Source organism: Microbacterium sp. Y356 (assembly GCF_059445355.1).
In genome coordinates this window covers 1,130,670-1,157,384 of sequence record NZ_JCAIUE010000001.1, presented here as the reverse complement: position 1 = coordinate 1,157,384, position 26,715 = coordinate 1,130,670, and the positions used below count along the sequence as shown (strand labels likewise).

Below are 26,715 nucleotides of genomic sequence, written 5' to 3'. Positions count from 1 at the left end.
CTCAGAACAGCGCGGTCGGAAGGGCGCCTTCGAATTCCAGTAGCCAGCGCTTCGTCACGAGCCCTTGGCCGCTGTCGCCCCCGGAATAGCCGCCCAAGCCGTCGCTGGCGACCACACGATGGCAGGGAACAATGATGGGGATCGGGTTCGCACCCATGACGGCGCCAACGCCGCGGGCAGGGATGCTCGTGCCGCTCCTGGCTGCGAGCTCACCGTAGGTGATCGACTGCCCGTGTTCGACGGTCTCTGCCAACGCGGTCAGGACGGCGCGGGTGGTGTCGGACTGCTGGCCAAGATCGAACGGGAGGTCGAACGTCGTCAGCCGGCCGTCGAAGTAGGCGCGCAGCTGCCGCAGGGCTTCGGCAAGGAGCGGATCGTGTGGGTGATCGAGCGCAGGCAGGGGAGTCGTTCTCCACGCCAGGCGCGTGATCGCCTGGCCATCGCTCACGACAGTAAGCAGGCCCACCGGGGACGCGAGAGTGTCAGACGATGACATGCATCCGACCCTAACGGCAGCCAGAGACACTGTCAGTGCGGGGCGTGGTACTCGGCTTCGCCGCGCTTCCAGTACCCCTTCACGATTGCCCGCGATGAGTCGATATCCCAGCGCTTCAGCAGCGCACGACCGGGCTTGACGATGGCCTGCTCAGCGGCGATGAAGACGAACGGGTCGTTGCCCACGGCATCCGCTTCGGTGAGCCCCTCCAAAAGGGTGATCAGCGCGGAACCTGCCGGGGCATCGCCGCGGTGCAGCCATTCGACGTCGACCGGTGCCTCGATGTCGAGCTCTTCTTCGGCGTCGTGCACTTCGATGACGATGCGTGCTGGCTGTTCGCCGATCAGTGCTGCGAAGCGACGGATCGCAGGGATCGCCGTCTCATCGCCCACCAGGAGCCACGAACCGGGGGTTCCGGTGATCACCGCAGATCCCCGCGGTCCTCCGACGCCGATCTTCGAGCCGATCGGAGCGCTCGCCGCCCATACTGCCGCCACACCCTCATCGCCGTGCACGGCGAACTCGACCTCGAGCCAGTTGTCACCCCACACCAATGGTGTGTATTCGCGGCTGGGTGCGGCTCGCATCTCCTCGACGGAGTCGGGCATCTCCTCAGGGAAGAACAGCCGCATGTGGTCATCGCTACCGAGAGAATCGAAGCCGAAAAGATCATCGCCCTCGAGGCGTACACGCACAAAATTCGGAGCGAGCTGCTCGCGTGCCGTGAGCGCGACGGTGCGGAACTGGAGATCGAGTGGATGACGCTCCAGCGAGAAGGCGGAATTCGGATCGGTCATGAAGTTAGGCTAGCCTACATAACGACGAGCTGAGGTAAGCCTTACCTTTCTCAGCACCTTCCCCGCACAATTCAGAGGAGTCCTCTATGTCTTCGCGACGTCCACTCGCCGCAGCATCCTTCGTTCTCGTCTCTGCGCTGGCCCTCGCTGGCTGCGCGTCAGCGCCGGCAGAGGCCGAACCCGACACCGCTGCGGCGGAACAGGAGACGCTGACGTTCTCCTGGGATCGCAACGTCGCCGGTGAAGATGAAGACCCGGAGTACGAGGAGACGACCGTCGAGGTTCCCCGCAACCCCGAGAAGATCGTGGCGTTCGAGATGGCCAGCGTCGACACCATCGGCGCGTTGGGCGGCGAGGTCGCAGGCGCTCCGCTCGACTCGGTGCCGGACTACCTGCAGGACAACCTTGCGGATGACGCATTCAACGCAGGCACGCTGTTCGAAGCGGACCTGATCGAGATCGAGGCGCAGCAGCCCGACCTCATCATCATCGGCGGACGCTCCTCCGGTCTCTACGAAGCGCTGAGCGAAATCGCGCCGACCATCGACCTCGGGATCGCCGGCACGTACCTGGAGACCCTCGAGCGCAACACCACGTTCTTCGGTGAATTGCTGAGTGCGGAAGCCGAGGCAGAGCAGGCGCTCAGCGATCTGAACGACGGCATCGACGAGGCCAAGGCCGCCGCCAACGAAGCAGGCAACGGACTGGCCATGATGGTCTCAGGTGGCGAGCTCAAGGCGATGTCCCCGACTCCGCCCGAGGGCGGCAGTGCAGCGGTGCGCGGCGGTCTGATCTACGACGTGTTCGGTGTGGAGCCCGCGATCGAAGACATCGCCGCAGCGACGCACGGCGACCCGATCTCCTTCGAGTTCCTTCTCGAGCACAACCCCGACACGCTGTGGGTCGTCGACCGTGACTCTGCGACCGGTGAGGTCGAAGCAGGAAACGCTGCGGCTGAGGTGCTCGACAACGACATCGTGAAGCAGACCAGCGCGTTCCAGGACGACAACATCGTCTACCTCAACCCGACCGCGTGGTACATCGTCTACGGCGGCGTCGAGACGACGCAGCTGCTGATCGACGACGTGCTGCAGATCGCAGAGTGATCGCACTCCTGCACGTTCTCTTCTCGTTGTGACCGTCACCGCCCCCGCGGCGCAGAGCACCCCCACCCAGGCTCGACCTCGGCGTACCTGGGTGGGGGTGCTCATCGGCGTCTGCCTTGTCGTCCTCGCCGTCGTCAGTCTCTTCGTCGGAGTCTCTGACGTCTCGCCGATGTCGCTTCTCGACGGCGGGTCGGACAACACCCCGGCCTTCCTCCTGTTCGCCAGCCGCATCCCGCGAACCGTCGCCGTGCTGCTCGTCGGGGCGTCTCTCGGAATCGCCGGGCTCATCATGCAGATGCTCGTGCGCAACAAATTCGTCGAGCCAGGCACCACCGGCGTCACCGAGTTCGCGACCTTCGGCATGCTTCTGGTGATGGTCTTCGCGCCGGGCATGGCGCTGCTCGGAAAGATGGGTGTCGCCGCCGTCTTCGGCCTCATCGGCACCTGGGTCTTCCTGCAGGTCGTCAAGGCGGTGCCGGTCAGACAGCTCGTGCTGGTGCCACTGGTGGGCATCATGCTTGGCGGCGTCGTCGCGGCCGTCACCAGCTTCTTCGCGTACCGGTTGGACCTGCTGCAGTCGCTCAGTACCTGGGCGCAGGGCAGCTTCGCGTCGATCATGCAGGGGAGGTACGAGTTCCTCTGGATAGCCGGAGCGATGGTCATCGTCGCCTGGTTCGCCGCCGACCGATTCAGCGTCATCGGCCTCGGCGAGGAGTTCGCCACCAACCTGGGTCTGGACTACCGCAAGGTCGTGGCGATCGGGATGGTCGTCATCGCCATCATTACCGCTGCAGTGCTCGTCACCGCCGGTGTCATTCCGTTCCTCGGACTCGTCGTCCCGAACGTTGTCAGCATCATCATCGGCGACAATGTGCGCCGTGCCATCCCATGGGTCGCAGGGCTCGGTGCGGTATTCGTGCTCGCGTGTGATCTGGTCGCACGCGTGGTTCGCTTCCCCTACGAGATGCCGCTGTCGGTCATCGTCGGCGTGATCGGCGCTGTCCTCTTCCTCTGGCTGCTGCTGCGAAGGAGGAGCCGTGCACACTGACACTCTCACTCGCGCAGCACCTTCGCGCTCGCGCATCCGCAACGCGTGGGCGAAGCCGCAGGTTCGGATCGGCACTCTCGTCGTCGTCGTTCTCGCGCTCGCTGCGGTGTACCTCTTCACCGACATCCCTGGTTCTCTGTTGTTCGCACTGAAGGTGCGCAGTCTCACGGTCGGCGCGATGCTCGTCATCGCCACCGCTGTCGGCGTCTCCACGGTGGTTTTTCACACCATCACCCAGAACCGCATCCTCACTCCATCGATCATGGGGTTCGACGCGTTCTACGTGCTCATCTCCACGATCATCGTGTTCTTCTTCGGCTCGGCATCCTTCCTCGGTGTAGACAAGCTCACGCTGTGGATCGTGCAGGTGATCGTGATGGTCGCCTTCAGCGTGTTCCTGTTCACCTGGCTGTTCGGCGGCAAACGACGTTCCATCCATCTGATGCTGCTGGTCGGCATCGTGCTGGGGACGTTCTTTCGTGGATTCACCGAATGGATGCAGCGGATGCTGGACCCGCTCGACTTTCAGATCCTCTCCGACGCGATGTTCGCCTCGATCACCAGGCCCGATCCGATGCTGCTCACTTTCACGGCGATTCTCGTCGTGTTGGGCGTCATCGCAGTCATCCCCATGCTGCGTACCCTGGACGTGCTGACGCTGGGGGAACCGGCCGCCGTCGGGCTCGGCGTGAACCACAAGAAGACGGTGATGGCGCTGTTCATGGTCGTCTCGATCATGATCGCGGCATCCACAGCCCTGGCGGGGCCGATTCTTTTCTTCGGGCTCATCGTGGCGAACCTGGCATATACCTTTGCCGGAACCTTCCGGCACGTGTGGACCCTTCCCGCGGCTGCACTCATCGGCGTCGCCTGTCTGCTGCTCGCCCAGATCGTGCTCGAGCAGATCTTCGGGTTCGGCGGCAGCCTTTCGATGGTCATCGAGTTCGCCGGTGGTCTGTTCTTCCTCTATCTCGTTCTGCGAAAGGGGGCGCGATGATCGCGCTCGGAGGCGCCACAAAGCGCTATCACTCCCAGACTGTGCTCGACGACGTCACCATCGAACTCGGTGACGACGGCGTGACGGCGCTGATAGGACCTAACGGTGCGGGCAAGTCGACGTTGTTCGGCCTTATCGGCCGTCTCATCAAGCCGGATGCCGGCACGATCGAGGTGGATGGGATGGACGTGTCCGTTGCGCCCTCACACGAGCTGGCCAAGACGCTCGCGGTGCTGAGACAGGACAACCACATCGCCGCGCGCCTCACGGTGCACGACCTTGTCGAGTTCGGTCGCTTCCCGCACTCGCGAGGGCGGCTCACTGTGGAGGACCGCACACATATCGACCAGGCGATCGACTACCTCGATCTCAACCAGTTCAGGGAGCGCTTCCTCGACGAACTGTCTGGTGGACAGCGGCAGCGTGCGTTCATCGCGATGGTGCTCGCTCAGGACACCAAGTACGTGTTGCTCGATGAGCCGCTGAACAACCTCGACCTGAAGCACATGACCGAGATCATGAAGCTCATCCGGCGAATGGCCGACGAACTCGGTAAGCGTGTCATCGTGGTGCTGCACGACATCAATTTTGCGGCGACCTACGCTGATCGCATCGTCGCGATGCGCGACGGGCAGGTGATCGCGGATGCTCCGGCGGCCGAGATCATGCGCCCCGAGGTGCTCGAAGAGGTCTACGGCACACCAGTGGATGTGCGAGAGATCGATGGGCAGCGCGTCGCGCTCTACTACAGCTGAGAATGTCGGTGCTGAGCTAGAGCTCGATGCCGTGCGTCTCGTCGTTGACGCCCGCGTTGCCGCCCTTGCGTGATTCGGCGGAGATCAGCCAGACCAGCGACACGATCAAAGCCAGCAGCAGGCCCAGCCACACGTTCTGAAGAATCAGTCCGATCACCACGCCGAGCACGATCAGGGCGATGGTTCCGCCGAGCCACGTCAAACGCTGCTTCTTCGTCGCTGCCATGTGGCCAGCCTAGTGGTCGGGGTCGTCGGGGCCGTATGCGTCGTCGGGGCCCCGGGGTAGCGTCCACGCCCCGGTCTAGGTGCGTCCCTAGCGGCGGGCGTCGGCGGTGACCAGGGGCGTCGGCGAGCAGGGCGCCGTCCGGCTCAGCGCGTGCGATGGTCCTCTGGTGCCAAGCGCGGGCCGCGGCGAGCCTCGCGTGGGCCCCCGGCCAGGATAAGACGGATGACGCGCTGGCGGTGGCCCGCCCATGGGGCGAGGAGTTCCAGCATCCCATCGTCGTCGACGCGGGCGCCGGTCAGTGCGAAGCCGACCTCATGAGCGAGGTGGTAGTCGCCGACACTCACAGCATCCGGGTCGCCCAGCGCACGTATGCGGGTCTCGGCTGCAGTCCAGGCCCCGATGCCGGGCAGGCTCGTGAGGATGCGCTCGCGCTCGTCACCGGTCTCGGCTGCGATCACAGCATCGGCGATGCGCTGCCCGCGCTCCGCCGCGCGAACGATCGCACGGGACTGCGGCGGCTCGACACCAGCGCGGTGCCACGCCCAGGACGGGATGCGTTGCCAACCGTCGATCGTGGGTGGTGCGAACATCGGTCGAGGGGTCGGGCCAGGTGCACGTTCACCGAAGCGGGCAATGAGGGTGCGCCAGGCGCCGAAGGCTTGAAGGGATGTGACCTTCTGCTCGATCACGGCGCTCGCGAGTGCATCGAAGACCAGGTTGGTGCGGGTGAGTCGGCTGCCGACTGTTCGACGGGCGATGTCGGCGAGAATCGGATGCCCCGCTACATCGAATCCGCTCGCATCGTCGTCAGCGCCGCAGAGCGCGGGCAACTGTTCGAGCACCCAGTCCGCTCCGGGGCCCCACGCCGTGGCGTGGATGCCCTCGCCGCTTTGCCGCAGTGCCAGGGTGGCGATGCCCTCGGGCGTGCGGCTGGTGCGCCACAGCGTTGAACCATCGACGACCGTCGTCGGATCCTTCGGCCCGCGCATGAGCACGCCGACCGTGCGGAAGAGGTTCAGCGGATGCGCCGGGTGGTATGTCGCGGTGAGCGGGGCCGGCATATTCGGCGCGGCATCCGCTGTCATTGACATGCGAACACCCTACGCCGCGTGTCCGACACGGTAACGTCTCGGCACCCTCCGGGTTCGGGAGGTGACGCACTTTGTCGGGTGACTACGGCAGTGGCGACCATGTGCGACCCCCGATGGGAGCCTCGGGGTCTGCTTGCGCCGGGAGGTGGCGCACATTGTCGCGTGGCTGCGGTATTGGCGACCATGTGCGACCCCTGCGGGGAGACCCCTGCGGGGAGACGTCTGCGGGGAGACCTCGCGCGGTGCCGAACCGCGGTTGTGCTCAGAAGCGGTCAGGCGAAGGCGTGCCGTGGCCGTAGCGGATGACGACGTCAGCGTGACGGTCGAAGCGGTAGCCGACGCCGCGCACGGTGCGCACGATGTCTTCGTAGCGGCCGAGCTTGGCGCGCAGCCGACGCACGTGCACATCGATCGTGCGCTCGCCGGGGGTCTCGTCATCCGGCGACTGCCACAGTGCACCGACGAGCTCAGTGCGCTCGATCGTGCGGCCCTCGCGGAGTACGAGGTATTGCAGCAGCTCGAATTCCTTGTAGGTGAACGCGGCGGATTCGCCGTCGATCAGCACGCGCTTGCGGGAAATGTCGACGGTGACGCCGTAGTTCTCGTCCTGCTCTTCTTCCTCTGCTGCCTTGGTGCGAGCGATCGCACCCGGCTCCTGCAGGGCGAGGCGGACGACGTCAAGGTCGCGGCCACCCGAACCGTGAGGTGCGAGAGCGACGGTGGCGTGCGTCTCGGCACCGGGGGCGAGTTCGGCGAGCGTGCGGCGGAGCGCGTCGACGAGAACCGGCAGGCTGACGCCGGCTTCGGCGGCCTTGAGCTCGTCGAGTCCGACGTAGAGGGCGAAGCCACGCGGCGAGCGGGTGGCGGGAAGATCAGCGGTGACAGCGGGAGCGACAGCAGGCTGCTCGGCGAGTGGCGGAACAGCGCGGAGGTGCGGGGCGCGGGTGGCTGGACGCTCGAGGAGTGCGGATTTCGACATGATGATGGGTCCTTGCGAAGGGGTGAGCCGATACGGCTCTAATGTGTTGCGTGAATGACCGAGAGGGCCGGGATCGAGCACGGGGGTGGGTGCTCGGGGCTCAGGCGTCGCAGATCGCGAATTCACCGAGCGTGGCGGGGTGGCTGTGGTCAGCTACACATTCGGCAACACATGCCAATGCAGCCGGGCATCATCATCCCGGCAGTCCTGTTCGCCTCCTGGGCGGACAAAGGGCGCGCATTGGTGGTCATGGGGGGATTATTACTGACGAAGTCGTACCGTGTCAAAACGAGTCCCCGCGTGTCAAAGGCAGATAGCGTGGAGATGTGACCACTTCGACCACCATCGACGGCTTCATCCTCACTGATGAGAAGGATGCTTCGCGCTACACGCTCATGCGAGATGGAGTGCTCGTCAGCGCTCTCGACTACCGCGATGACGGGTCGACGATCGCGCTGACCAGGGCCTTCACTATCCCGACTTTCCGCGGGCATGGGCATGCGGCGCGCGTGGTTGCTGGTGCTGTCGCCGAGATCGAGAGCCGTGGCGATCGTAAGGTCGATCCCGTCTGCTGGTACGTCGCCGAATGGTTCGAGCAGAACCCCGATCACGCAGGGCTGCTGCGCCGACGGTGAGCGTTCGAGGTATGTGACGCTCTGTTACGCCTCACGTTGAAACTCGCAAGGACGCGGGAGATGGAGCCCGCCGAGGCTTGACAGCCCGTGGTAGGCGACTTTCCCCGATTCCTTGTTCGCGAGGTCGCCCGGGTGTACCCTGGCGTCGTTCTCGCGAAAGAAGAACCTCATCATGGGTGATGATTTCCGCGCCGGGGGGCTGGGGGACGGCGTCACGACCACTTCACTGATCGTCCGGTGCAGGGTGCCGGACGGCAGCGACGATGGGCGCGCGATCGACTCCATCGGAGGAATCGATGCGCGGGGCCGGCAGTGGCATCTGCCGCTGGCCGAGGCCGTCGAACTCGCGCGCAACGGCCTGCACCTCGTGTTGCAGAGTCGGCGGCCGCTGACGCATTCCGGACCGCCCCTGCATGTGCCGCTGCGGGTCGCGGTCAACGATCGGGGCACGGCGTACCTGCGCGCGGAGGCGGGCAAGGGCATGCGCCTGGCGGACCTGCCGCAGTGCACTCACCAGTACCACGCACCACCCGAGCTGGACGACGGCCCGCTTTCGCGCGGATGCCGTGAAGCGGTCGAGTATCTGCGCGAGCATTGTCCCGACGTCCTTCCCACCCCGCTCGCTCCGGGCGAAGAATCGGCGCCGGTGCCGCTGGAGAAGAAACGCATGTCCGCGCTCATCCAGGCTGCGGCGGCGCAGAGCGCTTGGCGCTCCGTTGACTTCCGTGGGGATGAACAGGATGCCCCACGCGCGGTGCTGTGGCGTGACGGACCGGATGCACTGCTCGTACTACTTGACACCGTGCGGGTTGACACAGCAGAGGGCGTCGTGTCGGTCTCCGTCGAAGTCGCGTGCGACGAGCTGCCGGCGCGCCGCGACCGCAGGGCGAGAGTGTGGGTCGACCTCGTCGTCGGCACTGTGCAGCGGCCGACCGGGGCGATGCTCGCGGCGACGCCGCCGCGCGGCCCTGACGTGATTACCCAGCGTTGGGCGGACGCCCTCACTGCGTTCGCTTGGCGAGCGCTGATCGACGTGTCCGCAGCGATGGGCGCAACTCTCGGTCACGACGAGGACGGCGCAGCTCTCGTGCCCAGCCGGTGGTTCGCCACTTCGGGCGGCTTCTCGCTCGGCGTCCAGGCACGTCACACCTTCGACCGGATGGGCCTCGGCATGTCGCAGGCACGCAGATGAGCGATCTCTTCGGCGACATCGGTGGGATCGCAACCGCCCTCGGTGTCACGAAAGACGGCTGGTTCTCCCATCCAGACACGCACCTCAAGACGATGCTCTCCGATCCGGAGCAGCGCGCGGCACTCATCGAAGTGATCGACACGCTGCTGGGTGGTGAGGATGCCACACAAGAGGGCGACCGTACTCTGCTGCCGATCGCAGATATCGGCGTCGTCAAGGTCTTTGGCACGCTCACCGAGCGCGCAGGACTCCTCGACATCGGACTGCTCGTGCGGGTGCGGCTGGCCGGTTCCGCGACCCAGGTCGGCGGACGACTGGACCTAGAGGTGCCGCTGGTCGCGGCATCCGGAGACTCCCCGTCCACCGAGCCGCTCCTTCTCGGCACCGAGCACGGCGTGATCCGCCTCGACGTCGGCATCGACCTGCCGACGGGAGCGGCCCCGGGGCCCGGCGGGCTCAGCCTCGGGGCGGCGGAGCTGACACTGCGTATCCCCACCGACGGCGCGCTTCCTGATCTCGGCCTGGCGCTGCGCGGTCTGCGGATGCCGGGGGCCGCTGAACCCGTCGACGTGGTCGTCGCGCCCGACTCTCTCGCGGATCTCGGCGATTCGCTGCTCCAGTTCGTGATGGGGCTGGTGAGCGCGCAGCTGGACGGGCTCGGCGCGAGCGACCCTGTGCGCGCGCTCGGTGGACTGTTTGGTCTCGTCGCCGCCGACGGCGTGCCCGATTTCCCGATCGCGCAGCTCGTCCAGGAAGGCCCTGGCGCGCTCGCACGATGGTGGGGTCTCGCCCTGTCCGGCAGTTCCGGTGATGCCTGGTTCGCGCACCTACGAACACTGCTGGGCGGCACAGCTTCGACACTCCAAGGACTGCCGGCGGTCGACGTCGACCTCACGAGCACTGTCCGGCTGCGCATCGCCGTGCGCACGGCCCCCGGCGCTGCCGGACTCCCCGTGGTGACGCCGGTGATCGCGATCGTCGCGGCCGCGGCGACCGGTGTCGAACTCTCTGCCGAGGTCGAACCGATTTCGCTCGATCTGGCATCCGGCGCTGCCGTCGCATTGCCCAGCCTTCGCGTCGTCGCCACGATCGCGGGGGATGGCGGACCGCTCCTTCCCACTCAAACCGTCGGCGGGCTGTCGATCGGTGTGGGCAGCATCACCGCCGGTTTTGCGCTCACCGCAGATCGCACACCGCAGTTCGTGCTCGCCGCACGTAACGCCGTCATAGGGACAACGCCATACGACCTGCTCGATCTGTCTAACGGCGACGCGCTCGCGGCCGCAGGCGGCACGGCGCTCGGCGACGCCGCGGAGGTTCTGCTCGATCAGCTCGGTGACGTGGGGGACGTGCTCGGCCGACTCATCGGGCTGGACGGCGGTACGACGCCGCAAATCGACCCGGTGCGGCTGCTGTCCGATCCGATCGGCGCCATCAGGCAGCGGTGGCTGGACCTGCTCGACGAAGCACCCGGCGTCGTGCGTGGCGTGCTCGAACAACTGCGCGACGCGTTCGCCTCCGACGCGGGCCGTGCACTGCCCGTCGAAGGCACCGGATCCCCCGAAGATCCCTATCGGCTTGTGCTCGTGCCTGGCCTCGCGGTGGAGCTTGTTCGTGTTGGAACCCGTATCGTCGTCGCGCTCTCGGCGCATGTCGACCAGGAGCTGTTGCCATCGATGGATTTCGCATTCGATGCGCGGGTGGCGCTGCTGCGTGCGAACCTGGATCCGGCGCATCCGTCGGCATCGGTCCTCGGCGACCTCGCCGCCGCAGTGTCGGTGGTGCCGTCCGGAGCGGCTCCGATCGAGCTTGGCGACGAGCAGGTCTCGGTGCGCACCCGGGGGCTTGGCGCACGCGTCCGGTGGCGCCCAGGGGCGGATCCTGCCGTTACCCCCTGGCTTCGGGAGGCGGCACTGCGCATCGGGACGGTCACCGTCGACCTGGACAGCCTTCAGGCGGCAGGGGTGCTCGCGGGGGGAGCCACCCCGCTCGCGGAGGTCGCATCGCAAGCTGTTGCAGATGCGGCAATGGATGCCGCGCACGTTCTCGCCGAGCAGGCGGTGGATGTCGCAGCAGCATGGGGCGATGCGGCCGCCGATGCCCTCGCCGCCGCGGTCGAACATCTCGGTGCGGGGATACTCACGGCCGCGGGCTCCGACGCGCTCGTCGCCGTGCGCGACCTCGTCGCCTGGGGGGATGTCGGCGGAGAGACGCTGTCGATCGCCGCGCTGGTCGCTGACCCTGCCACGGAACTGCGGCGCTGGTGCGCGGCAGCCTTCGGCATCGATCCCGCAGCAGGCGAGGTGACTAATCCTGATCGACTCATCGAGGCGGTCGCTCGGGTGGCGAGGCTCACAGGCCTCGACATTCCAGATACTGCGGGGCTCGCGGACGATCCGCTGCGTTTCGTTATGCCGGGTGTCGAGCTTCTCGCTGGCGTCGCAGGGGAGGATGCCCAGCGGCTCGTCTCGCGCGTCACCGGCATCCTGAACGGCTGGACGCCGGGCGACGCGCTGCCCTCGTCGGCCGAGCTGTTGGAGGGGCTCGCTGTTGAAGCCGGGATCGACGGCGTCCTCGCCGACCTGCTCGCGGGGCGCGAGCTTGGTCCGGACATGATCGAGGGGCTCGTCGCGCGCTGGGCGGACACCGACGGCGTCGTCGCCGTCGCCGCAGCCGCACTGCCGGCAGGGCTGGAACTCACCCGCATCGACGGTCTCGTGCACGGGATGCCGCTGGGCGGCGCCGGAGTGCGCGACGCCGTGGCCAGCGTGCTCGGCTCGACACCGGCGCGCCTCGTTCTGGTCGGCGTCGAAGCAGAAGGCGAGCCCGCGCTGTTGCCCGCGCGGGGCGACGCCGTCATCGAACTCGATGTCGACCTGACTGCCGCTGGCGCGCCAGTGGCATCCTTCCCGAGGCCAGGCTCCGCTCCCGTCGGCATCACCGTGGTGCGCCTCGCAGGAAAAGGTGCGAGCAGCGTCCAGGGCACGGTGGTGACGGCGGACTCCGGATTCGACGCGCAGGTGGCGCGGCTCGCCCCTGCGCTCGCCGCGCTCTCGTCCGGCGGGGATCCTGTCGTCGTCGTCGCAGGGGGTGCGGCCGGACGCGTTGCGGTCGCCGCAGCCGCTGGCAGCGACGTAGCCAGCGTGGTGACGGTCGGCGCACCGTGGAGCCCGCTCGCCCTCGGCGACTTGGACTCGGGGCCGGCTTCCCTCGGACTGCGACTGCTTGCCTCGCTCGCCGATCTCGGCGATGACGGGTCGCCCTTGGGTGCGGTGGCGGGTGTAGCAGTGCAACGCGGACGTGACCTCATCGCTGCACTCCTCGGTCGCGACGTACGCGGCGATCCGTTGACCGAGCTGTCGGCTCCGGCGCGTGCGCTTCCCGCAGGGCTCGATGTCCGCGCGATCGTCGGCCGGGTCGATGCCGATGCTGCACGGGAGGCCATCACGGCGATCGTGCGCCGTGCGCTCGATGTGCGCAGCGCCGTGCGGGCGGTGCCGGCCGCGGCGGAAGACGCGCTCTCGCGACTCGGCGTGCGAATTCCGCTCGCGTGGGGGGATCAGCCGGGCGGGCTGCGGGCGAAGCTTGACACTGACCTCGATCTCGCGGCCTTCGCTGGCGCGGCACTCGCAGGCGGAGACATCCCTCGTCGCATTGCGCCGCGGCTGCGCCTGTGGGCGGATGGACGCTGGCTCATCGGGGGACCGGATCCAGGGCGCGCCCCTGGGCCACGGCCGTTCGGACTGCGCGCCGTCACGCTCGAAGCGGAGATCCCGCTCCCGGCGATCGGCGAGAGCGGCGCAGCTGCACCACGCGGCAACGGCCGACTCATCCTGCACGACGCGTTCGTGTTCGGCGTTCGCCGTGCGCGCTGGGTCATCGATCTGTCCGACACCGGCGCCCTGCTGCCGGAGGTGCGGGCGCTGCTCGGCGAGCTCGCGACGTCGCTGCGCCGCGCTGCAGGTGAAGTTGTCGCTGCCGCCAGCGCCGCGCCTGGCGCTGTCGCCGACACTTCGGCCCGGGCGGCGCTGGACCTGCTGCGCACCCTGGGGCTCATCGGCCCAGACGGCGGGTTCGACCCTGTCACGCTCACGACCTTCCTGTCCGACCCTGGTGCCGTGCTGCAGACAACGCTCGCGAACGCGCCGCAAGCGTTGGCCGCGGCCCTCCGCGACGCGGTCGGCGATACGCGGACGGATGCCTCGGCCACCGTCGAAGTGCACGCCGGCGCCGCCGTGGCGAGCATCGACCTCTCGGCCCGCACGCTCACCGCGCACGCCGAGGTCGCGTCTGCGGATCCGGCGGCTCCTGGCATCGCGCTGGAGTTCTCCGCAGCGCGTGCTGGCGTTTCGCTCGGCCTGGAGCTCGGCTGGGTGGACGGCCTCAAGATCGAGGCGTCGCTCACAGGCGGCGACGAGCTCGTCGTGTCTGCGGGTCTCGCATACGACGCTTTTGGCGAAGCGATCCGGCTGTGGCCACCGGAGGCGGCCCTCGCGTCTGGGCTGCGGATCGGCGTGCTGGCGCTCACGTTCGCGCGGGATGCCGCGCTGACCGTCGCCACCCGCGCGCTGCGGGGGACACTCATTTCCGGTTCGCCAGAGCGTGGGCTGGTCGATGGACTGCTCGGCGCCGTTGGACTGCTCGATGGCGACCGCCTCGTCTGGCCGGGCGGGCTCATAGCGGATCCGGCAGGGTGGCTGAGCGATCAGGTCGGCGGTGCGGCGGCTGCGCTCCCGCAGCTGCTGGATGCCGCGGCATCCCTTGCCGGCATCACCGCGACTCCAGGCAGGCTGAGCCTCGTCGACGGGTTCGATCTCACCGCGCGTTCCGTCGACGGAGTTCTCCGCGTCGGCGTCGATGTCGACGCTGCACGTTTCTCGGGAGCGGCGCCCGGCTTCGTCCTCGGACTTACCGGCGCGGCGCTCGTCCGTCCGGACGGCGTGGTCGTGCCGGAGGCGACGCTCACAATCGGTACGGCCGAGGGCTCGCTCGATGTGACGCTGGGCGCGCAGGCGGGCGGTGTCGGCGACGCCATCGGTCTTGAGGTCGCACTTCGTCGCGCCGGCGGCAGCGCATTCCCCCTGTACCCTGGCGGTCACGGTGTCGGCTCCGCCGTCGACCTCGCCACCACGACCGCCATCGCAGCCCTGCCGCGCCTGCTCGACGCCCTCGCGTCCCACGACGCTGCTGGCGCACCGGACGACCCCCTCGAGATTGCCGCGCGGGTCGTCGCCACCGCGGGACGCGCCCTCGGGCTCGCCACAGCTGCCGGCGGCGTCACAACGTTCGATGCGACGAAGTTCGCGGCGTTCGCGACCGCGCCCACGGCGGCGCTCCAGGCAGCGCTCGGCGCCGCGGTGGGCGAGGCGCTCGGCCTGCTCCGGGACGCAGCGGAGGCGCTGTTCGACGTCGGAGACCTGTTCGAAATCACCGTCACCGGCGGCGTGCTCGCGATCGAAGCGGGACCGGCCGAGGCGCGAGTGCGGCTGGAATGGGAAACGTCGGCTGGAGCGATCTCGATCGACGTCGCCTGCGACAGCATCCCGGTGCTCGGTGCAATCCGCGGCGGCGCCAGGATCACTCCGGTCGGCGTGCAGCGCGTGAGCGTAGTGATCGGCCCCACCCAGATCCCGATCGGGCCGGTCGTGCTCACCCCGCTCGCCCGATTCTCGTGGACCCCCGCCGCCACCGCGATCGAAGTCGGCCTGGCCGCGAGCGATGAGTCGCGGGTCATCGCCCGGCTGACGCGGACGGGCACAGCCGCATTCATCTTTGCGCTGGTGGCTGAGATCGGCGAGATCGACCCCGACACGCTCCTCGCCGCGAGTGGCGGAGTTCTGGAACAGGCGGAGGCGGTGGCCGCCGCGCTCGCGCGCACCATGCTCTCGCTTGCCGCCGACGTGGTCCTTTCGCTCGATGACGTCGCAGGCTTCCTCGACGACACGAGGCTGCCGATGCCCGGCGCCGCCGGCACACCCCTGCGCGACGTGCTCGAGGGCGTCGTGCTCTCCGGCGGCAGGCTTGATCTCGGAATCATCGATGACCTCGACGAACCAGGCGCACTTCTCGCCCGCGTCGGGCGCCTCGCCGTCAACCTCGCACCCGCGCTGCCTGCGGTGCCGCTCGGCGGTGGCTACGGCGTCGGCATCCTCGCGGAACCGGTGGGTGCAGGGCGGACGCTGCTCGGGCTCCGTCTCGATGTCGCGGCCGAGACGCCGCTGGGTGGAGACGATGTCGTCGTGAGCCTGGTCGCGGATGCCACCTGGATCGACGACGAGGATGGTCCGGCCGGAATCCGCGTGCCGATGATCACCGTCGGCGACGACGACGTCGAAGTGGCGCTCGGTATCGAGGTGCGCGGTCTCGGCATCCGGCTCTCCAGGGCGAGCGGCCCGCTACTGGATGCCGGCCTGCGCATCGAGTCCGTGCAGTTGCTCACATACGGGAGCGTCAAAGACAGCGCCGACGGAGTGAAACTCGGCGGTGGGGTGAGCGTCGCTCTGGAGGGTCTCGGTTTGGCCCTGGGCGGTGCGGGCGACGGCGGCACTGGATCCAACCCGATCGCCGAGGGCGTCATGCCCTCCGGCGGTGCAGGCGAAGATGCGCCGAAGCCCGCGTTCAGCCCGTCGCTCAGCATCCTGAAGAAGCCGGGTGAGCAGCTCGCCGTCGACGTCAGCGCTGGCACCGCACCGGGACCGTGGTGGCTCACGGTGCAGCGCGAGTTCGGGCCGATCTATCTTGAGCAGGTGGGGCTGGACGTCACGACGGCGGACGGTGCGATCACCAGCATCAGCGTGCTCGTCGACGGGGCCGTCTCGTTGTTCGGATTTGCGGCATCCGTCGATAATCTCTCCCTCACTTATCGCGCGCCTGGTAGCCCGTTCACAGCGGCATCCTGGGCGGTGGATGTCGAAGGGTTCGCGATCTCGGCCGACACCGGCGGTCTCACGCTCGCTGGCGGACTGCGTAAGTTCGAGCCCATCGAGGGTGGCGTTGAGTATCTCGGCATGCTGCTCGCACGATTCGGCACATACGGGCTCACCGTCTACGGCGGGTTCGGGCTGGTCGGAGAGGACGAGGACCAGTACCTCTCCCTCTTCCTCATCGGCGGTGTCAACGGGCCGATCGGCGGCGTGCCCGCCTTCTTCATCACCGGCATCGCCGGCGGATTCGGCGTCAACCGGCGTCTAGTGATCCCAAGCGATCTGAACAAAATCCCGACCTTCGCTCTCATCCGCGCGCTCGATTCTGCCGCAACCGATGTCGATCCGTTCGCGGAGATCGCGAGGCTGCGAGGAGACTTCCCGCCAGAACGCGGATCGTTCTGGTTCGCTGCAGGGCTTTCGTTCAACAGCTTTGTGCTGGTCGACGGCATCGTGGTGGTGGGCATCGAGTTCGGAAACGGCTTCGAACTCAGCATCCTCGGTCTCGCTCGCATGGCGTTGCCACGCCCGCAGCTGACCCTGGTGTCGATCGAGCTCGCACTTGTTGCCAGGGTGTCGAGCCGTGAGGGCATCATCCTCGTCCAGGCGCAGCTGACCGACAATTCCTGGCTCCTGCTGCCGAGTGTCAAGCTCACCGGTGGGTTCGCGTTCGCAGCCTGGTTCGCAGGACCCAACAAGGGTCAGTTCGTGCTCACCATTGGCGGCTACCACCCCGACTTCGTGCGGGAGGGATACCCGGTCGTCCCGCGCCTGGGCATCGAGGTCTCCATCGGTGACTTCGTCGTCATCATGGGCAAGTCCTACTTCGCGCTGACCAGCGAGGCGCTCATGGCTGGCGTGCGGATCGAGATCCATGCGGAGCTCGGCCCTGCATGGGCGCACGTCGTACTCGGGGCGGATGCCATCATCTACTTCGATCCGTTCTGGCTGAGCGTCACCATCTATGCCTCGATCGACGCCGGCATCACGATCGACGTGTGGATCGGCAAGATCACCCTCGCTGTGCACATCGGAGCGCGGGTCACTCTCACCGGTCCCCCCTTCCACGTGATCGCGACGCTGGAGATCGGCCCTGCGGAGGTGACGCTGGAGATAGGACCGTCCGTCAGCGTGCCGAAGCCGCTGGACTGGCCGACGTTCCTCGAGAAGTACCTTGAGGATGCCGGCTCGAACACGGCGCGCGCATTGAGCATCATCACCGGCAAGGGCACGATTCCGCCGGCAGGCGGAGCTGCCTCGGGAGGGGCCGCGTCTCCGGATGGGCAGCCCGATCGCCCGTTCCGCGTCGTCGCGGAGTTCCAGGTGACGCTCACATCGACCGTGCCGATCACCTGGTACCGAGGGGCGCCCTTGAAGACGGCCCAAGGACCGGTGACCGCGTCGGGCGCGCTCGCGCTGCCAGGCATCCTTCCAATAGCCGTCGCCCCCATGCGCAAGGGGCAAGTTCTCACCTGCCTGACACTGTCGGCGAGAGCGCGAAGCGCCTCCGGTGGGATCGACGAGTCCGATCCGAACGACTACCTCGCGCTGCCAGGTGTGACAGGGGCACACGCGAACGGAGACTTCCCGATCGGCGTGTGGGGGCCGCTGCCAGACGAGGAGACCGTTCCTCAGGGCGATCTGCTGAAGGCGCCGAACACGATCTCCATCGACGTCGAAGCCGACATCGCTATGACACCAGCGCCGCCGCCGATCAAGTACCGGCAGGTGCGCACCGGCAGGCGGCGGGTGCTGCCGCTGCTGCCTTCGGTCGCTGCCCTCCAGCGCACGGCGACGCAGCAGGCCGCGGCGCTGACCTCGGATGCAGTGCAGGCGCTGCGCGCGGCATCCGGAGGCGCCGATGACACCACGATCGCCATGGGGCTGCTCGCAGACCGGGGCGGCATCGGACGTCTGAGGGCGCAGGACTGGCGCGCAGCACTCGCCGCACCCGTGCGGCTCGGATCGCTCGGTCAGGACCTGGGGCTGCTCATTCCAGAGCCAGCGATCGCGAACGTCGCCGTATCGCCGGTGGCCGCGCACGAGATCCGTCCCGCCCGGATTCGCACGGTGATGACGGCACCCGTTCTGCATGACAGTGTCGTGGCGACAATTTTCGGCGGCACCAGCGTCTCCTTTGCGTTGATGTCCACGCTGGCAGGCAAGGCGGGTGCTCGCAGCATGACAGCGCCGAGCGTGGCCGCGGTGGCGTCCTCGCTGGACGGCGCGATCCCCACCAGGCTCGTCAGGGTCGGTTCCGCAGCCAAGGTGTCCGGTTCGACGGTGCTCGCAAGCAGTCCGTTGCCCGTCGCCGTCTTCACGGCGATCTCCGCGAGCACGGCATCCCGGCTGGCGGCTCCCGGAAGCGTCCGCACCGTGCGTGCGGCGTCGCAGGAGCTGACGGAGCGGGGATGGACGCTCCGCGACGGGGACGTCGCGATGCTGGAGGTTCCGGATGCCGGGCGCGACGGGCGCACCGCGCGGCCAGCTCTGCGGGTGGAGAAGGGTGGCGCGCGCATCGTCAGCTTCGGCGGTGGCGGCATCGTGCTCTCCGATTCCTACTGCACGCGAGAGCAAGCGGTCATCATTGCAGCCGGCGCCAGCGGCCTGGCCGTGATCGCCGGTCCGGACATCCCTGCCACCGCAGGCGTCGCGGTGCACGGCGGCTGGCACGACACGAGCATGCTGCCATCGGCGACCGCCGGTGCGCTGGTCGGCGTCGGATGCGTTGTCGCAGCGGTCGGGGTCTTCGCCCGCACTGCGGCGGATGTCGACACCTCGTGGACCACGCCGGCTGCCATCACCGCAGACCTCGCCCCCACGACCACGACGCTGAGTGCGCCTGCTGCTGACCGCGCGATCGCCGCGATCGCGGTGGGGGTCACCGGGTCGGGATCCGATGGGGTCGCCGTGGGGCTGGAGAACGCAGAACCACTCGGTGCGCCGCTGGTCACGGTGGACACCGACGGAACCTCGGTACTCGTCTTCGCGATCCGTCAGAGCGGAACAGGCGTCGTCGTGGTCAACACGTCCGTCGAAGATGGGCGAGACGTCACCGGAGTCTTTGCGGCATCCGCTCCGCTGGAGGGGGCGCAATCCGATCCGGAGACCGCTGCAAGGTGGCTCGCGAACGCGATCGGCGCCCGCGGGCTCGCCGGCCTCGATCGCCCGGTCGCGGCATCCGGCGCAGGCACGACCCGCATCCGTTGGAGGCAGTCATGAGCAGGCCACCGGCGGGAACGTTCCGAATCTACCCCGCTGCCCTCCCGCCGATCACGATCGGCAAGTACGTCGTCGACGGCGGGATCGAGATCATCGACGTCGCGGACAAGGCCGCGGCCGCCCCACAGCCCATCGGTACGCCGGTCGGCACGTTCGAGCAGTTGCAGGGTGCGTTCGACGTCGAGGGGCCGCGATATCAGCTGCCGCCGGACCAGGTGCTCTCCACCTATCCGCCCTCAGGCTCTCGCGGCGCGTACAGCAGGCGGCTGCCGCAGATCGTGATCAAGCGGCGCACGCTGCCGTGGGAGTGGTCGATGCCGCCGGGGGAAGGTGGAGCACCGATGCCATGGCTCGCCCTGGTGCTCATCGCTCCGGGGGAAGGAACGCTCGTGGTCGACCGACCGATCGCGGAGTGCGTGACGCCGGGGACGACCCTGCCGAAGCCGGACGTGTTCGACACACCGAAGGGCTCGTATCTCAAGGTTCCGCAGTCGGTCGTCACCCGGACATTCCCGACCGCAGACGACCTGTCGCTGCTGACGCACGTGCGGGAAGTCGATATGAGCGACACCGAACTCGCCATCGCCGACGACGACGGCTGGCTCGCCGTCATCCTGTGCAATCGCCTGCCGCAGGCTGGCGTGACCTACACCGCGTGCCTCATCAACATCGATTCGCAGACCGCGCATCTGCCAGACGACCCGGCCGTTGAGAACTCCTTCGATCCGTTCAGCGTGGTCTTTGACATCGGCGAGTTCACCCAGGTGCTCGCCAGCAGTCACCCCGTCAGCACGGATGCCGCCGTGATGGGGGCCACGCAAGTCGCCTCCGTCGCCGCGGCCGAAGCGGTCGCTGGCTACGCCGTCGCGAACACCGGAGCGGTGTGGGCTGCGGGCACTAAGCACGACGCGTCGATGACAGTTCAGGCCGCAGCGGGCGAGACGAGCGTCTCCGCGCAGCCGCTTCTCGGCCTGCTCAACATCCCCTACGAGCTGCTCGATACGGTGCGGCATTTCCCGGTGCTGACCTCCTGGTCGTTTACCTGCGACGGCGACGGCGATTTCGCAACGCTTGCGAACGAGGTCTCCTCGCGGCTGCTCGGCCATGTCGCGTCTGCACCGGAGGACCCGGACGGCGGACCGCGCACCAAGGACCTGCCTACCCTCACGGAACCGCCGTCTAACCGTCCGCTGCCGCTGGTGACCGAGTCTGGCCACATCGTCACCGCCTATCGGACCCGTTTCGGCGACGACAGTCAGGCGTATTTCCGCGGGCCGCTGATCCCCAACCCGAGTGTGAGACCCACGCCAGGAGACTCCGATCGGGTGGTCCTCGCGCATCACGCCGACCAGCTGCGGCTGATCGTCCCGGACGGCTTGCAGGATCTCACCTACTCCTCGGCGTTCGAGATTGGGCGCCTGCTGGCACTCAGCAGGCCGGGAGTGGTCGCGCTGCTCGCACGCTGGCGGCGCGAGAAGTTCGCCGCGGCGACGACCGCCGCAGTCCAGGCCCACCTCTTCGCACAGCTGCCGAGCGCGCTGCGCGACAGCATGCGGTTGGCCGATCCGCTGAGGCAGGGGATACCGGTCGCCGTCGGCGACGACCTGCCGGGGCCGACTCCGGAGCCTTTCGAGAGGGCGCCGACCGGCAGACAGTTCATCCGCGGGTTGCTGTCGGCGCTCGACGCCTCAGCGGTCGAGATCGCATCGCCGCTGCCTGCCGCAAACGCAGGATTCGCGCGAGACGACATGGCGAAACTTACTCGGTCCAGGGCGACACGCCTCGCTCAGGGGCTAGCGCTGGACATGGATCTGGCGGCGCCGGCGGAAGAGATCGCCAGGCAGCTGGCCTCGACCCCGCTCGCGAGGGTCGAGCGCGACCAGGCGGCCGAGCTCGCCGGGGCGCGCATCGCGATGGAAGGCCTCGTCGCCGAGCTGATAGAGGGAGTGGATGCTCTCCAATCGGGCGGTATCGAAATATCGGACATCCTCGGGAGGATGAAATGAGCTTCACGCTGTCGACCGCGCAGCTCGTGAGCGCAGTGGCGGAGATGACCGCGCACATCCTCGCCACGATGGAACCGGAACAGGAGGTGCAGGACGCACCGGACCCTGGACCGCGGCGAACGCCGCGCGCACTGCGGCTGTGGCTTGCACGTCTTCGCCTATTGGAGGCTGTTCCGTTCAGTCACCTGGTCGCCGATGCGACGCTCCTCCCACCGGAGTCGATCCGCTTCTTTCACGTCGATCGCGGATGGACGGATGCGCTGGTCGAGGGAGCCCTCTCCGTCGGTACGGTGACGACCGCGGATCGCGCGACGCTGGGGGCGATCTATCCGATGTTGCGCCCTGAAGTCGATGAGGCAGAGCGGCTCGTGCGCCTGCCGGGCTGGGAGCCCGGCGCGAACGTTCCGGCGGGTCCGGCGGGTCCGATCTCGGGATTCCTGCTCCGCTCGCGCCTGGTCTCTGGTTGGCCTGCGATGACCGTGCGCGGATACGGCCGAGACAATTACCGGTTGACCGGCCCGCTGCATGCCGATGACGAGCATGTGGGGATGGGCGACGCTGCCAATGCTGCCGCGCAGGAGCGCGCGATGCAAAAGCTGGAGGTGCTCCGCTTTGAGCGCCTCGCGCCCGCCGTCCTGCTCGTCCTCTTCGACGGCGTGCCGGAGGTCGTGCACGTGGAGGAGCCGCGTGCCGGCGTGCAGTTCGGATTCGAGGACACCGCGGCGCCCAGCGGCAGGGTGTCGATGCGTTCTCGCACTCGCGATGTCACCAACGGCGAGGGTCTCAGTGAGACCGTCGCTGTGCCCTTCCGCAAGGGCGCTCCTGGCGTAGTCCACATCGGAGAGCTGATGAACCGGCTCGCCGAGGTGGATGAGACCAAGATCGGGAGCAGGAAGGATGCCGCGACGCTCGCGATGCAGCTGATCCAATTCCCTTGGCGCGCCGTCTTCGGCGACCAGTCGCTGCAGGAGAACGGTGGGGCCGCGCCCGACATGTCTGCGGTGTTCCATCCCGAGATCTCCTACGAGATCATTCAGGACCGTATCGCACAGGGCCCGTCGATACACCCTTATCCGGTGTCCGGCGCCGCCGTGAAGCGCGTCTGAGAAAGCCGATGACATGATCTACGACCCGGACAAGGCCAGGCTCCTTCTCGGTGCACCCGAATTCTCGGTCGCTCAGCGCTGGGGCACAGACATCGCCCAGGCCATCGACTGGGACAACGAGCTGCTGCGCGAACCGCGTGTCTGCGTGCCGATCGATGTGCAGGCGCTCGTGGTGCTGGGCGACGATCCGGACTCCGCCGGTGTGCGCTTGGATGGCCCGCTGACGCCGGGAAGGGCCGTTCCCGCAGACGCGGAATCTGACGTCAAACGCACGGCCCTGACGGGGTCCGACCCGTTCGATGAGCCGACCGCGCGCGAGAGCGGCATCCACCTGCATTGGGCGATGCCCGACGCGCTGATGAAGGGGCGGGCATCGGATAGTGCACCAGCCGCCCGCGACCTCGGAATGGCTCCGCTGCCGGACCGGTGGGTCATCACACGGATCCTTGTACCGGCGACGGGGACGTGGGCTGTCACACAATCCTGGGCTGTCGACGCGCTCACCGGAGCAGTCTGGCCGCTGGGGGAGAGCGGTGCGCCCGCGCCCGCTGACACCGAATCCGTGGCGGCGGGCACTCTCAACGGCACCTCGGGTGGCACGCTCACGTGGACGGCCGCCTACGACGCCGCGCGGGGACGCTTCACCTTCCACGATCCGCAGGATGACCTCGCCAGGGATGCGACACTCGGCGGCACCGTGCCAGGTGGACCAGTGGGTGGACGGGCCACATACGTCGTCGTCGGCTGGTGGGCGGATGCCGATCTCGACCCGTTGGACGGGATCCGCGGCACGGCGGCCCGCGGTCGCCGGCTCACCGCACTGAAATGGAAGCTGGAGGAATCGGCGGCGCCTAACCATTCTCCCGTGCCGACCGGCACCGCGAGCACCTCCACAGGGACACCGAGCTCGGGTGCGAGTGCCTCGTCGGACTCCGCTTCCGCCTTCCGGTACAAGGGGGTGTCGGTCTCACCCTCGCTGCTCGCAGGGCTCGGCATCGCCGATGCCCAGCACATCCAACCGGCCAATCCACCGCGGCCGGAGGCTTCCACGCTGCTGCATGGGGCGGTCATCGGCGTACCCGCTCTCGTCGAGGGTGCCAGGCAGCGGGTGGCGCCGGCAGAACAGCGACCATCCGCCGCACGGGTTTCGATCGCGCTCGGCGCTTCACTCTCCGATGCACTCGGGGCGCTCTCCGCGCGCTCATTGGCGCCGGTGGCCGTGGGCGAGGAGCGTGAACTTCTCGAAGAGCTCGTTGAGGCGTTCATACGCGGCAGGCTCACCGATCTCGATGACCCGGCGGGGGCTGCAGAGATCGACGAAGGCCTTCATTCCGGTGGCTTCGAAACCGTCGCATCGCCGTTTCCCGGAGTCACCGACCGGCTCGTCGACGGGGCGGTGCCGCTGAACGATCAGGGACGACGCGTCGGCACGGTGAGCTCTGGCGCCTTCGCCAGCACCAAGAAAACCAACTCGTACAAGATCGCCGCAGACCAGAGCTCGCTGTACTTCGTCGGCGGGTATAAAAAGGGCTCGCCCATCGGCGTGGGCGATGTCGCCCAGACGGCTACGGTCGCAGACGCGTTCAAGAGCTCGCTCTACAGCGTGCACGCCGATATCGCGCGTGCGTCGCTGCCGATCTCGGCGGTGCAGACTGAGGCATTCCAGCAGGCGGCAGGTGCCGAGCATCGAGCGGGATCTGCCGCACGGAATGCGGCTGGGGCCCCGAGGGTGCGCACGGAGGTGCGGCCAGAACCGCCGTTCTTCCAGGCATCCGACCCCTATCTGCTGGTGCGAGGCGCCGGGCGCTCTCCGCGTCACGGCGGAGATGGCGCGTGGCTCGACGACGGGCGGCTGAAGGTACGCTCGCCCAGCCTGATCACCGACTATTACAAGGACGTGCTGGCGGGATCCGAGGTGCTCGCACCTTTGGCCTCTGGTGCGATCCCCGCCGAGACCACGGCGCTCGCCAGGGAGGCTCTGCTGCTCAGCGACTTCGCATCAGGGTGGCTGGCAGAGCGCGCTGCGGCGAAGACTTCGCCGAAGGGGCGGAGGGGACTCGACGCGAAAGTGGTCCGCGCCTATGAGCGGCGCTTCGAGGCTGAGTTGCTGCTGCGCTATGACGAGACAGGTGCTTACACCGGTGATGCCGTCTCGGTGAGCGCGAAGCTCGACACCGCTGACCCCCGCGTGCGCGAGCAGGTGGCGCAGGGGTTGATGCAGCAATCGCTGCTGGGAGGTTCTTCCCCCTCACCGGTCGGAATCACGGCGTGGGCGCAGCCCTGGTGTCCGCTGTGGCTCGAGTACCGCGTCGATGTCGAGGGCCGTCCCGGCTTTGCCGGATGGGATCTCGAGTCGCATGACTTCACCGCCGTGGAGGGGCTCTCGGGCGACGTCGTGCGCACGGCCATTGCCAGGGTGCCGCTGACCACCGGCGTCGCGCGCGCACTCGGCGGCAGTATCGAGCAGTACCTCAAGGAGGAGCGCAAGCGCGATGCGGGCAAGAGCGCCCTCATCGACGATGATCTCGTGGGTGCGCTGGGATCGCTGCGCAACCTGGGCGCGAGCGCCGATCTGCTCGGTGCGTCTCTGGATGGTGTGCGACGAAGGATGCTGGGACTCCTCGAGAGGGCCTTCCAGGCGACGGATGCCGACGGCGAGGTCCTCCTGGAGCGCGCGGAGGATCCCATCCTTCTGCTGGGTGGTGCGGTACGCGTCACCGGGTTGCGGGTCGTAGACACCTACGGGCGCGTGCTCGACCTCGACCCGCAGTCGGCGATCGTTCCGGCCCGGTTCGAGGCCGGTGCCGGTGCGATGCTGCGGGCGCCGCGATTCACCCCGCCGACCAGGGTGCGCGTACGGTTCGTCGGTGCGGAGTCGACCGGTGTCGACGGGGCGAGGGATGCCCATATTGACGAGTCGTCTGCCTCAGGGCAGGTGAGCCCGGTATGCGGGTTCCTGTTGCCGGATCATGTCGATGAGTCGATCGAGGTGTTCGGCCCGGATGCGACCCCGCTCGGCGAGCTTCTGGTCACCGGCCAGATCGGCTCCTCTGGCGGTGGCGTCATCTGGGAGCCCGCGCCAGGTCGCCCGGTACCGGCGGATGCCGCGCCCTCGGTCGGTCTGCTTCCCGACGAGCATGTGCTCGGCCGGTTCGCCACCGGAATCGTGGTCGCGGATGCTGCAGCGCGCGGGTCCGAGCGGGCCATGCCCGATGCCGAGTCGGCGCTCGCTGCCCTGCTGCGCTCGATCGACACGACGCTATGGACGGTGGATGGCAACGCCGGCGCTGGGTCTGCCCAGCTGGCGTCGATCGTCGGTGCGCCGCTCGCGGTCGTCCGCGCGGTCGTCAGCGTCGATCTACTCGATGACACGTCGTCCCTCGCGCTGTCGGAGGACGAGGCATCCGCTCGTCGCGCGGCATACGCCGTTCTCTCGCAGCACGGCGTCCCAGTGCGCCTCGGCGAGCTCACCCGGCCCGACGACGGGCTCGTGGCGTGGTTCGTCGACGATGACTACTCGCGCGTGCATTTGGTCGACAAGGCGATCGTGAACGCTGCGTCCCCCGCCGGGCACGGCAAGGGGTTCCTGCAAGGCTGGGGGGTCGTCGTTGATCCGACCGGCGTCGAGCCGATCACGCACGAGTACGTCTCGTCGGAGACCGAGCTCGTCGTGCATCCGGGTGTCCCGCGGATGCTGACACTGCTGATGACGCCAGGCGCGGCCGTGCACTTCACGAGCGGGATCGTGCCGCAGAGTCGGGTGCAGTTGCAGCGTGGATGGTTTACTCCAGCGTTGGACGAACTCGTACCGGCGGTGCGAGTGGGGCCGGTGCTGATCGATCCGGGCGATGTCCGGCTGCCGCTGGTTGCAGCCCTCGGCGAGGCGCAGTCCCTCACCGTGCGAGAAGGACCAGCAGCGTGGCGTGACGACGCGATCCTCGCGGCGACCCAGTCGGCCGCGCTTCCCGACCGGGCGACGGTTCTGCGCGAGGGGTGGATTCGGGTCAGTCCCGGTCCGGAATCGGACCGCCGATGATGCCGGTCGGCCGCCGCGGCGAAGCATCCGTCTCGTTTTCACAGGGACACGCACGTTAGAATATATCTCTGCTCAGCACCGTTCGCTGAGGCGGTCAGCC

At 68.0% G+C, this 26,715-nt stretch carries 15 protein-coding genes; 10 read left to right on the top strand and 5 right to left on the bottom strand.

Annotation, left to right across the window (positions count from 1 at the left end; translation table 11 throughout):
• Position 1: 1 nt before the first annotated feature.
• Both AC1C2Q_RS05520 and AC1C2Q_RS05515 read right to left on the bottom strand, forming a co-directional pair.
• The gene (locus AC1C2Q_RS05520; RefSeq protein WP_495449300.1) at positions 2-496 is read right to left on the bottom strand and encodes a methylated-DNA--[protein]-cysteine S-methyltransferase; all 495 of its coding nucleotides are present in this window, start codon (positions 494-496) and stop codon (positions 2-4) included.
• Positions 497-528: 32 nt separating this feature from the next.
• Complete coding sequence (locus tag AC1C2Q_RS05515) at positions 529-1,293, bottom strand: siderophore-interacting protein (protein ID WP_495449299.1); 765 nt, start codon at positions 1,291-1,293, stop codon at positions 529-531.
• 86 nt (positions 1,294-1,379) lie between these two features.
• Here AC1C2Q_RS05515 and AC1C2Q_RS05510 point away from each other — a divergent pair, with 86 nt between their 5' ends.
• The 4 genes from AC1C2Q_RS05510 to AC1C2Q_RS05495 are packed head-to-tail and all read left to right on the top strand — an operon-like array spanning position 1,380 to position 5,199.
• The gene (locus AC1C2Q_RS05510) at positions 1,380-2,399 is read left to right on the top strand and encodes a siderophore ABC transporter substrate-binding protein (protein ID WP_495449298.1); all 1,020 of its coding nucleotides are present in this window, start codon (positions 1,380-1,382) and stop codon (positions 2,397-2,399) included.
• 28 nt (positions 2,400-2,427) lie between these two features.
• Complete coding sequence (locus AC1C2Q_RS05505) at positions 2,428-3,447, top strand: ABC transporter permease (RefSeq protein WP_495449297.1); 1,020 nt, start codon at positions 2,428-2,430, stop codon at positions 3,445-3,447.
• Positions 3,437-4,444 carry an iron chelate uptake ABC transporter family permease subunit gene (locus AC1C2Q_RS05500; RefSeq protein WP_495449296.1) on the top strand — a complete coding sequence of 336 codons (1,008 nt, stop codon included), beginning with the start codon at positions 3,437-3,439 and terminating at the stop codon, positions 4,442-4,444. Before AC1C2Q_RS05505 ends, AC1C2Q_RS05500 begins: the two co-directional genes overlap by 11 nt.
• Positions 4,441-5,199 (top strand): iron ABC transporter ATP-binding protein, encoded by a 759-nt coding sequence (locus AC1C2Q_RS05495; protein WP_495430030.1) that lies wholly within the window; start codon positions 4,441-4,443, stop codon positions 5,197-5,199. The genes AC1C2Q_RS05500 and AC1C2Q_RS05495 overlap by 4 nt, the downstream gene beginning before the upstream one ends.
• Positions 5,200-5,215: 16 nt before the next feature.
• On the opposite strand, the gene AC1C2Q_RS05490 is transcribed toward AC1C2Q_RS05495, so the two are convergent.
• The 3 genes from AC1C2Q_RS05490 to AC1C2Q_RS05480 form a co-directional block, all read right to left on the bottom strand.
• Positions 5,216-5,425: a hypothetical protein gene (locus AC1C2Q_RS05490; protein WP_495430029.1), complete on the bottom strand. Its 210-nt coding sequence runs from the start codon at positions 5,423-5,425 to the stop codon at positions 5,216-5,218.
• A 143-nt stretch (positions 5,426-5,568) separates the two neighbouring features.
• On the bottom strand, positions 5,569-6,516 hold the full coding sequence (locus tag AC1C2Q_RS05485; protein ID WP_495449295.1) for a DNA-3-methyladenine glycosylase family protein: 948 nt from the start codon (positions 6,514-6,516) through the stop codon (positions 5,569-5,571).
• Between the two features lie 262 nt (positions 6,517-6,778).
• Positions 6,779-7,495: a winged helix family transcriptional regulator gene (locus tag AC1C2Q_RS05480; protein ID WP_495430027.1), complete on the bottom strand. Its 717-nt coding sequence runs from the start codon at positions 7,493-7,495 to the stop codon at positions 6,779-6,781.
• Positions 7,496-7,821: 326 nt separating this feature from the next.
• Between AC1C2Q_RS05480 and AC1C2Q_RS05475 the strand changes: the two genes are divergently transcribed.
• From AC1C2Q_RS05475 to AC1C2Q_RS05450, 6 genes are all read left to right on the top strand, one after another.
• Positions 7,822-8,130 carry a GNAT family N-acetyltransferase gene (locus tag AC1C2Q_RS05475; RefSeq protein ID WP_495430026.1) on the top strand — a complete coding sequence of 103 codons (309 nt, stop codon included), beginning with the start codon at positions 7,822-7,824 and terminating at the stop codon, positions 8,128-8,130.
• 172 nt (positions 8,131-8,302) lie between these two features.
• On the top strand, positions 8,303-9,322 hold the full coding sequence (locus AC1C2Q_RS05470; RefSeq protein ID WP_495449294.1) for a hypothetical protein: 1,020 nt from the start codon (positions 8,303-8,305) through the stop codon (positions 9,320-9,322).
• A complete protein-coding gene (locus AC1C2Q_RS05465) occupies positions 9,319-19,467 on the top strand; it encodes a DUF6603 domain-containing protein (protein WP_495449293.1) in 10,149 nt (3,382 codons plus the stop codon). The genes AC1C2Q_RS05470 and AC1C2Q_RS05465 overlap by 4 nt, the downstream gene beginning before the upstream one ends.
• Entirely contained in the window at positions 19,464-21,473 is a 2,010-nt protein-coding gene (locus AC1C2Q_RS05460) for a hypothetical protein (protein ID WP_495449292.1), read from the top strand. The genes AC1C2Q_RS05465 and AC1C2Q_RS05460 overlap by 4 nt, the downstream gene beginning before the upstream one ends.
• Positions 21,470-22,579: a hypothetical protein gene (locus AC1C2Q_RS05455; protein ID WP_495449291.1), complete on the top strand. Its 1,110-nt coding sequence runs from the start codon at positions 21,470-21,472 to the stop codon at positions 22,577-22,579. Before AC1C2Q_RS05460 ends, AC1C2Q_RS05455 begins: the two co-directional genes overlap by 4 nt.
• A 13-nt stretch (positions 22,580-22,592) precedes the next feature.
• Positions 22,593-26,615, top strand: coding sequence for a hypothetical protein (locus AC1C2Q_RS05450; RefSeq protein ID WP_495449290.1), 4,023 nt, complete (start codon positions 22,593-22,595; stop codon positions 26,613-26,615).
• Positions 26,616-26,715 lie beyond the last annotated feature (100 nt).

Coding starts and splice junctions, on each gene's coding strand:
- AC1C2Q_RS05520 (WP_495449300.1), bottom strand. CDS start 496: ATGTCATCGTCTGACACTCTCGCGTCCCCGGTGGGCCTGCTTACTGTC.
- AC1C2Q_RS05515 (WP_495449299.1), bottom strand. CDS start 1,293: ATGACCGATCCGAATTCCGCCTTCTCGCTGGAGCGTCATCCACTCGAT.
- AC1C2Q_RS05510 (WP_495449298.1), top strand. CDS start 1,380: ATGTCTTCGCGACGTCCACTCGCCGCAGCATCCTTCGTTCTCGTCTCT.
- AC1C2Q_RS05495 (WP_495430030.1), top strand. CDS start 4,441: ATGATCGCGCTCGGAGGCGCCACAAAGCGCTATCACTCCCAGACTGTG.
- AC1C2Q_RS05490 (WP_495430029.1), bottom strand. CDS start 5,425: ATGGCAGCGACGAAGAAGCAGCGTTTGACGTGGCTCGGCGGAACCATC.
- AC1C2Q_RS05485 (WP_495449295.1), bottom strand. CDS start 6,516: ATGTCAATGACAGCGGATGCCGCGCCGAATATGCCGGCCCCGCTCACC.
- AC1C2Q_RS05480 (WP_495430027.1), bottom strand. CDS start 7,495: ATGTCGAAATCCGCACTCCTCGAGCGTCCAGCCACCCGCGCCCCGCAC.
- AC1C2Q_RS05470 (WP_495449294.1), top strand. CDS start 8,303: ATGGGTGATGATTTCCGCGCCGGGGGGCTGGGGGACGGCGTCACGACC.
- AC1C2Q_RS05465 (WP_495449293.1), top strand. CDS start 9,319: ATGAGCGATCTCTTCGGCGACATCGGTGGGATCGCAACCGCCCTCGGT.
- AC1C2Q_RS05460 (WP_495449292.1), top strand. CDS start 19,464: ATGAGCAGGCCACCGGCGGGAACGTTCCGAATCTACCCCGCTGCCCTC.
- AC1C2Q_RS05455 (WP_495449291.1), top strand. CDS start 21,470: ATGAGCTTCACGCTGTCGACCGCGCAGCTCGTGAGCGCAGTGGCGGAG.
- AC1C2Q_RS05450 (WP_495449290.1), top strand. CDS start 22,593: ATGATCTACGACCCGGACAAGGCCAGGCTCCTTCTCGGTGCACCCGAA.